This window comes from Stenotrophomonas sp. C9D9 (assembly GCF_056491205.1).
Genome location: NZ_JBSZIF010000004.1, coordinates 308,167 through 320,178, shown reverse-complemented (window position 1 = coordinate 320,178; position 12,012 = coordinate 308,167). Strand labels below are relative to the sequence as shown.

Sequence of the window (12,012 nt, the reverse complement as noted above, 5' to 3'; positions counted from 1 at the left end):
TCTTAAAGCGGACTGAAATTGTACGCTTTTATTCGCCGCCATCCAACCCGGGCATTCAGCCGGCGCTGGGGCCGGGCCGGGACGACACACCGGGGCCGTTGCCAGGGCGCAATGCTGCGCCAACGGGATGATTTTCGCAATCACCCGGAATGGGCGAGAATCCCCGTTCCATCCGCTGCAAACAGCCCGTGCCGATGCCGAAGAAGATCCAAGCCCGCAAGTCCGCCATCCATGGCAACGGCGTGTTCGCCGTGGCCCCGATCGAGCAGGGCGAGCGCGTGATCCAGTACAAGGGCCTGCTGCGCAGCCACGGCGATGTCGATGCCGATGACAGCGGCGACGTCGAAAGCGGCCATACCTTCCTGTTCACCCTCAACGATGACTGGGTGATCGATGCCAACTACAAGGGCAACGACGCGCGCTGGATCAACCACAGCTGCGACCCGAACTGCGAGGCGGTGATCGAGGAAGACGAGGACGGCGACAGCCGGGGCGACAAGGTGTTCATCGAGGCACTGCGCGATATCAAGGCCGGCGAGGAGCTGACCTACAACTACGGCATCACCCTGGCCGAGCGCCACACGGCCAAGCTGAAGAAGATCTGGGAGTGCCGTTGCGGCTCGCCCAAGTGCACCGGCACGATGCTGCAGCCCAAGCGCTGACCCGCAGCGGGTAGTGCCGGCCGCTGGCCGGCACTACGTGGAGGCTCTCCACCTGCCGTGCACGACAGGGTCACCGCCGCGCAAGGGGGGGGGCTTCCATTCTGTGGGCTCCCCCAAACCGGAGTGCATCCATGGCAGAGCGATTGAAGGGCAAGCAGATTGCCATCCTTGCCACCCACGGCTTCGAACAGTCCGAGCTGACCGAGCCCAAGCGTTTGCTGGAAGCGGAGGGGGCGCGCGTCAGCGTGGTCTCGCCCGCAAAGGAAGCGACGATCAAGGGTTGGAAGGAGAAGAACTGGGGCGACGCCGTCGCGGTGGATATTCCGTTGGATGAGGCGGATCCTGCACGCTTCGATGCCGTGGTTCTACCCGGAGGGGTCATCAATCCGGACACGCTGCGCACCGATGATGCCGTACTGGCCTTCATCCGTTCAGTGGATGAAGCCGGCAAGCCTGTGGCGGCGATCTGTCATGGCCCGTGGCTGCTGATCAACAGCGGCCTGGCTGAGGGACGCGAGGTCACGTCCTGGCCGTCCCTGCAGCAGGATCTGTCCAACGCAGGTGGCAAATGGCGCGACACCGAGGTCGTGGTCGATGGCAACCTGATTACCAGCCGCAAGCCGGACGACATCCCAGCCTTCAGTGAGGCGGTGGTCAAAGCACTGGCCGCGTGATGTTCTGCCGATAGTGCCGGCCAGCGGCCGGCACTACCTTATTTGCCCAGCACGCCTGCCGGCACCAGGTTGCCCAGGTTCTGGTTGAAGGTGACCACCAGCTTGCCGTTCTTCACCTGTGCCGACTGCACCTGCAGGGCGCCGAGCACCCCGGCCACGGCCGGGTCCAGCTTGTAGATCGGTTCGCGCTGGGCGTAGTCGCTCAGCCATGCGTTGAGCAGGCCACGGGTGCGTGAGTCGAGGCGGCCGCCCTGGTTGGCCGGGGTGAAGTCATCCACGCTCGGCTGCTGCAGGTGGAAGCCCTGGGTCTGCGCGTCGTAGCGGAGGCCGCTGCTGAGCTTCACCGTGCCCAGTCTGGCCGGGTTGCCGCCGGCGGTGGCCAGCGCGACGTCCATGCCCAGGTTCAAGCGTTCGCCGGCCGGAAGGCTCAGCTGCGGATGGCTCATGGTCAGGGCGATCAGGCCGCCAAGGGCGTCCTGGGTGCGCGGGAAGCTGCCATCGAGGTACTGCTGCACGTCGCTGGCCCCCACCGACAGTTCGCGGCCGGAGATGGAGGGAGCCGCCTGTGCACCGATCGCAGCGGCGATCAGCACGGTGGAGGCCGCGAGGCGGGTCATCAGGGAACGCAGGCGCATGGCGGTGACCGGTGGGAAGCAAATGGATGGATCAAAGAGTAGCCGCGCAGGCTGAATCGCGCGTGCATGCCGCTGCAACGGTTCAGTCCAGCGTTGGACGCAGTTGTGCCGACTGGATCTGCCAGGCGCTGCCATTGCTGCTGGGCTGCACGCGGTACCAGCCGCCGAAGCGGAACGTGCCGTTGGCGGTGGCTGCGCGGATCTGCACCGGCACCTCAAGCAGCTGCGGTGGCTGCCGCTCGTCGCGGGCGATCGGGGTATCGCTGTGCAGGCGCAGGGTGCGCAGGTCCTGCAGCTGCCGCAGCGCGGCGTCGTCGGCATGCCGTGGGTCGCCGGGCGGGATCGCCCAGGCGGCGTCGCTGGCGGCGCGGTCGTGGTTGAGCAGTGCCGCCACGTAGCGGTTGAGCATCGTCGAGGGTGGCTCGGCATCGTCTGCGACGGCGGACAGCAGCGGCACGTCGCTCGCCTGCAGTGCTGCGGGATCGGGGCCGGTGCCGGTGTCCGCTGCTGCGGTGGCGGCGACGGGAGCGGACGCTGCCGCGATACCCTCAGTCGTCTGTGCCGCCGGACGCGAACAGCCCAGCAGCACCAGTGGTGCGATCAGGAACAGGATCCTGCGCATGCCTGCCTCCTCCCCGAGGCAATCTGGAGGGCGGCAGTGTAGCGGTTGCGCCGGTGTCAGCGGGAGGAGGGCAGCTGCTCCAGCGCGTCCAGTGCAGGCAGCACCTGGACGGCGATGGCGGCCAGTGCGTGGCCGTCGGTCTCGGCGTGGCGCTGCACGATGTCGCGCAGCAGCTGGGCGGCGATCACCAGGGTCGCCCGCTCGTCGCCACTGATGCCGGCGGTACGCGGGGCCGCCTCCAGCAGGCGCATCAGGTCGCGGCTGGCGCGGTGTTCCAGTTCGATGGTGCAGCGCCCGGTGCACTGCAGCCCGTCCTTTTCAATCGGGGTCACCGAGATCCGGTAGCGGGTGGAGGGGCTGGCCATGAGGGTGTGCTCGCCGTAGCTGTGGAGGATGTGCCCACCATAGGCAAGGCCACGGCCTGCGGCGACGGCCGGCGCTGCACGCAGTGTTCCACCCGGTACGTTCCGCGCCCTTTGCGGAGCGCCGGCAGCCAATGGCGGCGGGCCTGTACGGGGATATCCGGAGCTGCGGCAACGCTGTGTTGCGGGGGTGTGGTCCGTACAAAAAAACGGGACGGCCAGAGCCGTCCCGTCGGAATCCGCGTTGGGGCGCGCGCTTACAGCGCGGCGTCCTTCAGCTTCTTCAGCGGACGCACCTTCAGCTTGGTGGTGGCCGGCTTGGCAGCGAACCACTGCTCTTCCTTGGTGAACGGGTTGATGCCCTTGCGCTTCGGCTTGGCCGGCACATTGACGGTGGTGATCTTCAGCAGGCCCGGCAGGGTGAACGAGCCAGCGCCCTTCTTGTGCACCGAGGAGGCGACGGCGCTTTCCAGCGAGGCCAGCACAGCGCGGACGTCCTTGGCGATGACGCCGGAGGCTTCAGCGATGTGTGCAACCAGGCCGGACTTGGTCAGCACTTCCTTGATCGGCTTCGGAGCGGCCGGCTTGGCGGCTGCCTTCGTCGCGACTTTCTTCACTGCCTTCTTCGGGGCAGCCTTCTTAGCGGTCTTTGCCATGGTTTCCTGTTCCGTGAACGGTTGGTTGTTTGGTCGGCGCCGAACCCCGTCGGCAAGCGCAATGTAGGGCAACTCTCGGGCGCCGCCAATAGCCCGAAGCGCGGAAAGTGCATGTTTTTTCATATCCAGGCCGATTCAGTACATGGCCGGTAGTGGGGAAAGGGGGTGTGGCAGCGCACGCGATGGCCGGCGCCGGCCCATCGGTGGAATGCGCGAAACCACTGAAAACAAGGGGAAAATGCGTGCCGGCCTGGCGAAGAAGTGACCAGTTGTCCGGTTTCCGGCGGACGCGCGGCATGCGGCGGAGCGACGCAGGGCTAACGCGTCCCGTGCGAGGGTGACCCTTCATCACCGCCACGCAGGAGCAGCACATGGGAATCTCGCGACACGCCACCGCGCACTGGGAAGGCGATCTGAAGTCGGGCAAGGGACAGTTGAGCACGCCGCAGAGCGGGCTGCTGGACAAGACCCGCTACGGATTCAACAGCCGCTTCGGCGACGAGAAAGGCACCAATCCGGAGGAGCTGATCGCTGCCGCGCACGCCGGCTGTTTCACCATGGCGCTGTCGGCCAAGCTTGGTGAGGCCGGCTTCACCCCGACCTCGCTGGATACCGAGGCCAAGGTCGATCTGTCCCTGGAGGGCGGCCCGCAGCTGTCGCAGATCCGGCTGAAGGTGAAGGCCGTGGTGCCGGGCATCGACGCCGCACAGTTCCGTGCCATTGCCGATGACGCCAAGCAGAACTGCCCGGTCTCCAAGGCGCTGAGCGCGGTGCCGATCAGCCTGGAAGCCGAACTGGGCTGAGAAATCGCGGGCCGGGATGGTCACGGTAGTGCCGGCCGCTGGCCGGCAACCGCATGATGCCAGTGTCCAGGTGGCAGCCAGCCAGCGTTATCGCGGCCTTCCTGACCGCCCCCCCTCGGCCGTCGCGCGCGACGTTGGCAGCGGCTCCTGCCGCTGCCTTCGGCTCTACCCTCCAGCAGCAATCACCAATCGATGGTGCCGCTGATCACCGTCTGCACCTGGCCGCCCGACCAGACCTCGCCGTCTTCATCGACCCGCAGGGTCAGGCGCGCGTCGTGGCCGACTTCGCGGCCCTGGCTGACTTCGAACGGTGCACGGCCTCGGGGCAGGGCGTCGCGCAGGTCCAGCCATGCGGCCAGCACCGCATTGGCAGCACCGGAGGCGGCGTCCTCGAAGCGGCGGCCATTGCCGACAAAGGCGCGCACCGCCAGATCGAAGCCCTCGCTGCCATCGCTGAAGGCGTAGGCAAACACGCCCATGCTGTCGGTGGATTCGGCCAGAGCCGCGACCGCGTCCCAGTCCGGGCGCAGGGCGCGCAGTGCCGCTTCATCGGCCACCTGCACCACCCACCAGCTGCGCCCGCCCTGCATGCGTGACGGCGGCAGCGAGCCCAGCGGCCAGCCCTTCAGTACGGCCTGCAGGCGAGGATCGGTGGCCTCGACGGTCTCGGCCAGCTGCGCGCGCGGGGTGCGGATGGCGATACGCCGCTGCGCGCCCTCACCGCTGACGCGCAGCGGCAGCGCACCTGCAATGCCATCCTGCACCAGCACGCCATCGACCGGCGCGGCCAGGCCCGCCTGCAGCACCGCATGTGCGGTACCGACGCTGGGATGGCCGGCGAACGGAACTTCCTTCTGCGGACTGAACATGCGCAGCCGGTAGCTGGCGCCTGCGACCTGCGGCGGGAACACGAAGGTGGTCTCGGGCAGGCGCGTCCAGCGCGCAATGGCCTGCATGCTGGCATCGTCCAGGCCTTCGGCATCAAGCACCACGGCCAGCGGATTGCCAGCGCCGGCGCGCGGGGAGAACACATCCAGCTGCAGGAAACGGCGGGTGGACATCAGGCAGGACTCCAGTAAACAGGCGGCATAGCGTAGCGCGGGGCACAAAAAAGGGGACGGAGGGAACTAGGTCGCTTGTGCCCCATGTGCCATAAGCGACTTAATTCCCTCCGTCCCCTTTGTTTCGTGCGCTACCAGCGGATGTGGCCGTCGATGACCGGCTGCACCTGGCCGCCGATCCAGACCGTGCCCTGCGCGTCGACCTGCACCTGCACGCGGCCATCGCGGCCGACTTCGCGGCCCTGGCTGGCCACGTAGTGGCCCTCGCGGCCGGGCAGGGCGTTGCGCTGCCGCAGCCAGGCACCGATCAGGGCATTGGCGCTGCCGGTGACCGGATCTTCCGGCACGCTGGCCGCATCGGCGGGGCAGAAGGCGCGCACCACACGCGTGTGGTCGCTGCCGGCCTCGTCGGCGAATACGGCCACGCCGGTGGCATCGGTGGCAAGGCTCCAGTCGGCCAGCGCGGCCATGTCCGGCGCCAGGTTGCGCACGGCGGCGGCGTCGCGCATCGGCAGCAGCCACCAGCGTGCGCCGTTGTCCCAGAGTTCGGGCACGTGCCCGTTGGCGGCGAGGGCCAGCAGCGCTTCGGGCGCTCCGTCCGCGGCTGTGTCCAGTTGCCGCGCCGCTGGGCTGGCCAGCTGGATCTCCAGCGCCTCGGCTGGGCCGCTCACCCGCACCGGCAGCAACCCCGCCGCGCACTGCTGCAGCAGGGCGCCGTCGCGAGGCTGGGCCAGGCCGCAGCTCACCGCCGCCCAGGCCGCGCCGACACTGGGGTGGCCGGCGAAGGCCAGCTCGCGGGTCGGGGTGAAAATGCGGATGTGGTAATCGGCGCCGGGCGCGCTGGAGCGCAGGAAGAACACCGTCTCGGACAGGTTCAGCCAGGCGGCCAGGGCCTGCATCTGCTCGCCGGAGAGGTCGTCGGCATCCAGGAGGGCGCCCAGCGGATTGCCGGTGCCGGGGCGGGGGGCGAAGACATCGAGCTGCAGGTAACGAAGGACGGCCATCTACGGGGATATTGCGCTTAGAATCAAAGGTTCCGCCCCCAGGGGCGGCTTCCCCACATTCTACATAGCCAATCCATGTCAGCTTCCCCCTTGTCGATCGTTGGATCGTACTGAAGTTCGGCGGCACTTCGGTGTCGCGTCGTCACCGCTGGGACACGATCGGGAAGCTGGCGAAAAAACGCGCGGAAGAGACCGGCTCGCGCGTGCTGGTGGTGGTGTCGGCGCTGTCCGGGGTCACCAACGAACTGACCGCGATCGCCGATGGCGCGCCGGACAGCCGTGATCGCGTGGCCGCGCTGGTCGAACGCCATGAAGGCTTCCTGGTCGAACTGGGCCTGGGCCGCGAAGTACTGGCCGAGCGCCTGGCGGCGCTGCAGGGCCTGCTCGACGACCCGCGTGCGGCCACCCGTCCGCTGCAGTGGCAGGCCGAAGTGCTGGGCCAGGGCGAGCTGTTGTCGTCCACGCTGGGCGCGGCCTATCTGCACGCTTCGGGCCTGGACATGGGCTGGATGGATGCCCGCCAGTGGCTGGACGCGATGCCGCCGCAGCCGAACCAGAGCGACTGGTCGCAGCGCCTGTCGGTGAACTGCCAGTGGCGTGCCGATGCGGAGTGGATGCAGCGCTTCCGCGCGCAGCCGACCCGCCTGCTGATCACCCAGGGTTTCATCTCGCGGCATGCCGATGGCGGTACCGCCATCCTCGGCCGTGGTGGCTCGGATACCTCGGCGGCGTACTTCGGCGCGCTGCTCGGCGCCAGCCGCGTGGAGATCTGGACCGACGTGCCGGGCATGTTCAGTGCCAACCCGAAGGATGTGCCGGACGCGCGCCTGCTGACCCGCCTGGACTATTACGAGGCGCAGGAAATCGCCACCACCGGCGCCAAGGTGCTGCACCCGCGCTCGATCAAGCCGTGCCGCGATGCCGGCGTGCCGATGGCCATCCTCGATACCGAGCGCCCGGAACTGCCGGGCACCAGCATCGACGGCAGTGCTGCACCGGTACCGGGCGTAAAGGCGATCAGCCGCCGCAACGGCATCGTGCTGGTGTCGATGGAAGGCATCGGCATGTGGCAGCAGGTCGGCTTCCTGGCCGATGTGTTCAACCTGTTCAAGAAGCATGGCCTGTCGGTCGACCTGATCGGTTCGGCCGAAACCAACGTCACCGTGTCGCTGGATCCGTCCGAGAACCTGGTCAACACCGATGTGCTGGCCGCGCTGTCGGCCGACCTGTCGCAGATCTGCAAGGTGAAGGTGATCGTGCCGTGCGCGGCGATCACCCTGGTTGGCCGTGGCATGCGTTCGCTGCTGCACAAGCTGTCGGACGTGTGGGCCACCTTCGGCCGCGAGCGCGTGCACATGATCTCGCAGTCGTCCAACGACCTGAACCTGACCTTCGTCATCGACGAAGCCGATGCCGATGGCCTGCTGCCGATCCTGCACGCCGAGCTGATCGACAGCGGTGCGATGCCGGTGGAAGAAACCGAAGTGTTCGGCCCGCGCTGGCGCGAGATCGCCGGCACCGTGCGCCCGCGTGGCACGCCGTGGTGGCGGGGCCAGCGTGCGCACCTGCTGCAGCTGGCCGACGCCGGTACGCCGCGCTACGTCTACCACCTGCCGACCGTGCGCGCCCGTGCCCGCGCGCTGGCAGCGATCAAGCCGATCGATCAGCGTTACTACGCGATCAAGGCCAACAGCCACCCGGCCATCCTGCAGCTGCTGGAAGCCGAGGGCTTCGGCCTGGAGTGCGTCTCGCACGGCGAGCTGAAGCATGTGTTCCAGCACCTGCCGGAACTGTCGCCCAAGCGCGTGCTGTTCACCCCCAGCTTCTGCCCGCGCAGCGAGTACGAAGCCGCGTTCGCGCTGGGCGTGACCGTTACCGTCGACAATGTCGAAGCACTGCAGCGTTGGCCGGACCTGTTCCGCAACCGCGAGCTGTGGCTGCGCGTGGATCTGGGCCGTGGCGAAGGCCACCATGCCAAGGTCCGTACCGGCGGCAAGGACTCCAAGTTCGGCCTGCCGATCGCCCGCGTCGATGAGTTCGTGCGCGCGGCCACCGATCTGGGCAGCCGCGTGGTCGGCCTGCATGCGCACCTGGGCAGCGGCGTGGAAACCGCGCAGCACTGGCGCCTGATGTGCGATGAGCTGGCCGGCTTCGCCCGCCGCATCGGCAGCGTGCACACCATCGATATTGGCGGTGGCCTGCCGATTCCGTACAGCGACGAAGACGAGCCGTTCGACCTGGACGCCTGGGCCGAGGGCCTGGCCGAGGTCAAGGCGCTGCATCCGGCGTTCCGGCTGGCGATCGAGCCGGGCCGCTACCTGGTGGCCGAGTCCGGCGTGCTGCTGACCCATGTCACCCAAGTGGTGGAGAAGGATGGCGTGCGCCGTGTTGGCCTGGATGCTGGCATGAACGCACTGATGCGGCCGGCCCTGTACGACGCCTGGCACGACATCGAGAATCTCAGCCGCCAGGGCGGCTATGCCGAAGCCGCGTTCGACGTGGTCGGCCCGATCTGCGAATCCAGCGATGTGTTCGGCAAGCGCCGCAAGCTGCCGGTGTCGACCGCGCCGGACGATGTGATGCTGATCGCCGACGCCGGCGCCTACGGCTATTCGATGGCCAATACCTACAACCAGCGGATGCTGCCGCGCGAAGACGTGATCGAATGACCACCGCGCGCGCCCTGCACCCGCCCACCGACACGCCCCGCGCCATCGCGCGGGCCCGTGCCTGACCGGATACACCATGACTGCTTTCGACAAACACCAGGTTTCCCGCTTCCGCTTCGTCCGCTGCGAATTCGCCGCGGATACCGGCGTGGCCAGGCTGGTTTACGCCTTTGATGACGGCCCGGAGATGGTGGAAACCATCACCGTGCCGGGCGCCCCGTTCGTGCTCGACGAAGCGCGTAGCGCCGCCGTGCAGCGCGCGCTGCAGCTGCTGCACCTGATCGCCGGTGTCAGCTACTACAAGGCGGGCGTGCCGGAGACGGTCAGCATCGACAGCTATGCCATCGATGCCGATACCGCTGCGCTGGTGGAGACGGTCTACCTCAACGGCCTGGGTGAGTTTGCGTACCGCAACGGCCTGAACCTGCGCGGGCGCTTCCGCCTGCCGGTGCAGGGCGACGCGGTGCAGGCGCCGGTGCTGGGCCTGCAGCCGCACGCGCTGGTGGCCATCGGTGGCGGCAAGGATTCGCTGGTCAGCATCGAAGCGCTGCGCCGTGCCGGCGTGGACGAGACGGTGACCTGGATCGGTGGCTCACAGCTGATCCGCGCCTGTGCCGAGCGTACCGGCCTGCCGACGCTGAACCTGGGTCGCGCGCTGGCGCCGGAACTGTTCGAGCTCAACCGCCAGGGCGCCTGGAACGGCCATATCCCGGTCACCGCGGTGAACTCGGCGATCATGGTGCTGGCCGCGCTGCTGCAGGGCGTGGACCAGGTGGTGTTCTCCAATGAGCGTTCGGCCAGTTACGGCAGCCAGATTCCGGGCACCGGCGAAGTGAACCACCAGTGGTCCAAGGGCTGGGCGTTCGAGCAGGCGTTCGGCAGCCATGTGCAGACGCACGTGGCGGCGGACCTGCAGTACTACTCGCTGCTGCGCCCGATGTCCGAGCTGGCGGTGGCCCGCCAGTTCGCCAAGACCGATTTCTACGACGCGCACTTCTCCAGCTGCAACCGCAACTTCCACATCCTCGGCGAGCGTCCTGTGAACCGCTGGTGCGGCGTCTGCCCGAAGTGCCATTTCGTGTTCCTGGCGCTGGCCCCGTTCATGCCCAAGACGCGCCTGGTGCGCATCTTCGGCCGCAACCTGCTGGACGATGCCGAGCAGGCCGGCGGCTTCGACGCGCTGCTGGAGTTCCAGGACCACAAGCCGTTCGAGTGCGTGGGCGAAGGCCGTGAATCGCGCGCGGCGATGGCGACCCTGGCGCAGCGCCCGGAGTGGAAGGAAGACGTGCTGGTGAAGCGCTTCTGCAATGAGATCCAGCCGCAGCTGGATGCCGCCGAACTGGAACTGGCACCGCTGCTGCAGCTGCAGGGCGAGCACCGCGTTCCGGCTGCGCTGTGGGAACGGGTGCGTGAAGATTTCGAAGCTTGAAGGAAAGCGCGTCGCGCTGTGGGGCTGGGGCCGTGAGGGCCGCGCCGCGTTTGCGGTGCTGCGCGAGCGCCTGCCCACGCTGCCGCTGAGCCTGTTCTGCCCGGCGGCCGAAGTGGAGGCCGCGCGTGCGGAAACACAGGGCGTGCTGGACGTGCGTGGCGAGCCTTCCGCTGAAGCGCTGGCCGCGTTCGACGTCGTGATCAAATCGCCCGGCATCAGCCCCTACCAGCCGGTCGCGCTGGCGGCGGCGGGGCAGGGCACCACCTTCATCGGTGGCACCGCACTGTGGTTTGCCGAGCATGCGGGTGCCGATGGCATCGTGCACGACACCGTGTGCGTGACCGGCACCAAGGGCAAGAGCACCACCACCGCGCTGGTCGCGCACCTGCTGCGTGCGGCCGGCCACCGCACCGGCCTGGTCGGCAACATCGGCCTGCCGTTGCTGGAAGTACTGGATCCGCAGCCCGCGCCCGAGTACTGGGCGGTGGAACTGTCCAGCTACCAGACTGGCGAAGTGGCGCGCAGTGGCGCCCATCCGCAGGTGGCGGTGGTGCTGAACCTGTTCCCGGAGCACCTGGACTGGCACGGCAGCGAGCAGCGTTATATCGAGGACAAGCTGCGGCTGGTGACTGAAGCCGCACCGCGCATCGCCGTGCTCAACGCCGCCGATCCGCACCTGGCCGCGCTGTCGCTGCCCGACAGCGAAGTGGTCTGGTTCAACCAGCCGCAGGGCTGGCACATGCGCGGCGACATCGTGCATCGCGGTGAGCAGGCCGTGTTTGATACCCGCAACACGCCGCTGCCGGGCCGCCACAACCGTGGCAACCTGTGCGCGGTGCTGGCCGCGCTGGAAGCGCTGGGGCTGGATGCCGCGGCGCTTGCGCCGGCGGTGCAGGACTTCCGTCCGCTGCCCAACCGCCTGCAGCGCATCGGCGTGGCCGATGGCCTGACCTACGTCAACGATTCGATCAGCACCACGCCGCATGCCAGCCTGGCCGCGCTGGAGTGCTTCGCCGGCCAGCGCATCGCGCTGCTGGTGGGGGGGCATGACCGTGGCCTGGACTGGACCGATTTCATGCAGCACATGGCGCACGATGTGCCGCCGGTGGAGATCGTGACCATGGGCAGCAACGGCCCGCGCATCCACGCGATGCTGCAGCCGCTGGCTGATGCCGGCCGCTTCGGCCTGCATGCAGCCGCTGACCTGCCCGAAGCGATGGCGCTGGGACGTGCCGCGTTGGGCGCGCAGGGCGGGGTGGTGCTGCTGTCGCCGGGTGCGCCGAGCTTCGGCGCTTACCGTGACTACGTGGCGCGTGGCCGTCATTTCGCCGAGCTGGCCGGGTTTGACCCGGACAGCATCAGCGCGATTCCCGGGCTGGGTATCGTTTGAAGGTAGTGCCGGCCGCTGGCCGGCAACCTCCGGAGAAATTCATCC

At 68.2% G+C, this 12,012-nt stretch carries 12 protein-coding genes; 6 read left to right on the top strand and 6 right to left on the bottom strand.

The window, feature by feature from the left end; genetic code table 11:
- Positions 1 to 194: 194 nt before the first annotated feature.
- Both ACXI0D_RS06840 and ACXI0D_RS06835 read left to right on the top strand, forming a co-directional pair.
- Entirely contained in the window at positions 195 to 662 is a 468-nt protein-coding gene (locus ACXI0D_RS06840) for an SET domain-containing protein (protein WP_049447248.1), read from the top strand.
- 131 nt (positions 663 to 793) lie between these two features.
- On the top strand, positions 794 to 1,336 hold the full coding sequence (locus ACXI0D_RS06835) for a type 1 glutamine amidotransferase domain-containing protein (RefSeq protein WP_014036281.1): 543 nt from the start codon (positions 794 to 796) through the stop codon (positions 1,334 to 1,336).
- Between the two features lie 38 nt (positions 1,337 to 1,374).
- Here ACXI0D_RS06835 and ACXI0D_RS06830 read toward each other — a convergent pair whose 3' ends face one another.
- The 4 genes from ACXI0D_RS06830 to ACXI0D_RS06815 form a co-directional block, all read right to left on the bottom strand.
- Positions 1,375 to 1,971, bottom strand: coding sequence for a YceB family lipoprotein (locus ACXI0D_RS06830; RefSeq protein WP_014036282.1), 597 nt, complete (start codon positions 1,969 to 1,971; stop codon positions 1,375 to 1,377).
- 82 nt (positions 1,972 to 2,053) lie between these two features.
- A complete protein-coding gene (locus ACXI0D_RS06825) occupies positions 2,054 to 2,593 on the bottom strand; it encodes a hypothetical protein (protein WP_479642441.1) in 540 nt (179 codons plus the stop codon).
- A 56-nt stretch (positions 2,594 to 2,649) separates the two neighbouring features.
- Positions 2,650 to 2,958 carry a DUF3861 family protein gene (locus ACXI0D_RS06820; protein ID WP_049447224.1) on the bottom strand — a complete coding sequence of 103 codons (309 nt, stop codon included), beginning with the start codon at positions 2,956 to 2,958 and terminating at the stop codon, positions 2,650 to 2,652.
- 254 nt (positions 2,959 to 3,212) lie between these two features.
- Positions 3,213 to 3,611: an HU family DNA-binding protein gene (locus ACXI0D_RS06815; protein WP_010483539.1), complete on the bottom strand. Its 399-nt coding sequence runs from the start codon at positions 3,609 to 3,611 to the stop codon at positions 3,213 to 3,215.
- A gap of 371 nt (positions 3,612 to 3,982) precedes the next feature.
- On the opposite strand from ACXI0D_RS06815, the gene ACXI0D_RS06810 reads away from it, so the two are divergent.
- Positions 3,983 to 4,414, top strand: coding sequence for an OsmC family protein (locus tag ACXI0D_RS06810; RefSeq protein WP_014646276.1), 432 nt, complete (start codon positions 3,983 to 3,985; stop codon positions 4,412 to 4,414).
- 182 nt (positions 4,415 to 4,596) lie between these two features.
- On the opposite strand, the gene ACXI0D_RS06805 is transcribed toward ACXI0D_RS06810, so the two are convergent.
- Both ACXI0D_RS06805 and ACXI0D_RS06800 read right to left on the bottom strand, forming a co-directional pair.
- The gene (locus tag ACXI0D_RS06805) at positions 4,597 to 5,475 is read right to left on the bottom strand and encodes a PhzF family phenazine biosynthesis protein (RefSeq protein ID WP_119007183.1); all 879 of its coding nucleotides are present in this window, start codon (positions 5,473 to 5,475) and stop codon (positions 4,597 to 4,599) included.
- A gap of 131 nt (positions 5,476 to 5,606) precedes the next feature.
- Complete coding sequence (locus ACXI0D_RS06800; protein ID WP_049447220.1) at positions 5,607 to 6,479, bottom strand: PhzF family phenazine biosynthesis protein; 873 nt, start codon at positions 6,477 to 6,479, stop codon at positions 5,607 to 5,609.
- Positions 6,480 to 6,550: 71 nt separating this feature from the next.
- Between ACXI0D_RS06800 and ACXI0D_RS06795 the strand changes: the two genes are divergently transcribed.
- The 3 genes from ACXI0D_RS06795 to murD all read left to right on the top strand — a co-directional run bounded on the left by ACXI0D_RS06795 (position 6,551) and on the right by murD (position 11,967).
- Positions 6,551 to 9,148, top strand: a complete 2,598-nt coding sequence (locus ACXI0D_RS06795; RefSeq protein WP_479642742.1) for a bifunctional aspartate kinase/diaminopimelate decarboxylase — start codon at positions 6,551 to 6,553, stop codon at positions 9,146 to 9,148.
- A gap of 76 nt (positions 9,149 to 9,224) precedes the next feature.
- Positions 9,225 to 10,577 (top strand): UDP-N-acetyl-alpha-D-muramoyl-L-alanyl-L-glutamate epimerase, encoded by a 1,353-nt coding sequence (gene murL / locus ACXI0D_RS06790; protein WP_049447216.1) that lies wholly within the window; start codon positions 9,225 to 9,227, stop codon positions 10,575 to 10,577.
- A complete protein-coding gene (murD, locus tag ACXI0D_RS06785) occupies positions 10,558 to 11,967 on the top strand; it encodes a UDP-N-acetylmuramoyl-L-alanine--D-glutamate ligase (protein WP_119007182.1) in 1,410 nt (469 codons plus the stop codon). The genes murL and murD overlap by 20 nt, the downstream gene beginning before the upstream one ends.
- Positions 11,968 to 12,012: the final 45 nt, after the last annotated feature.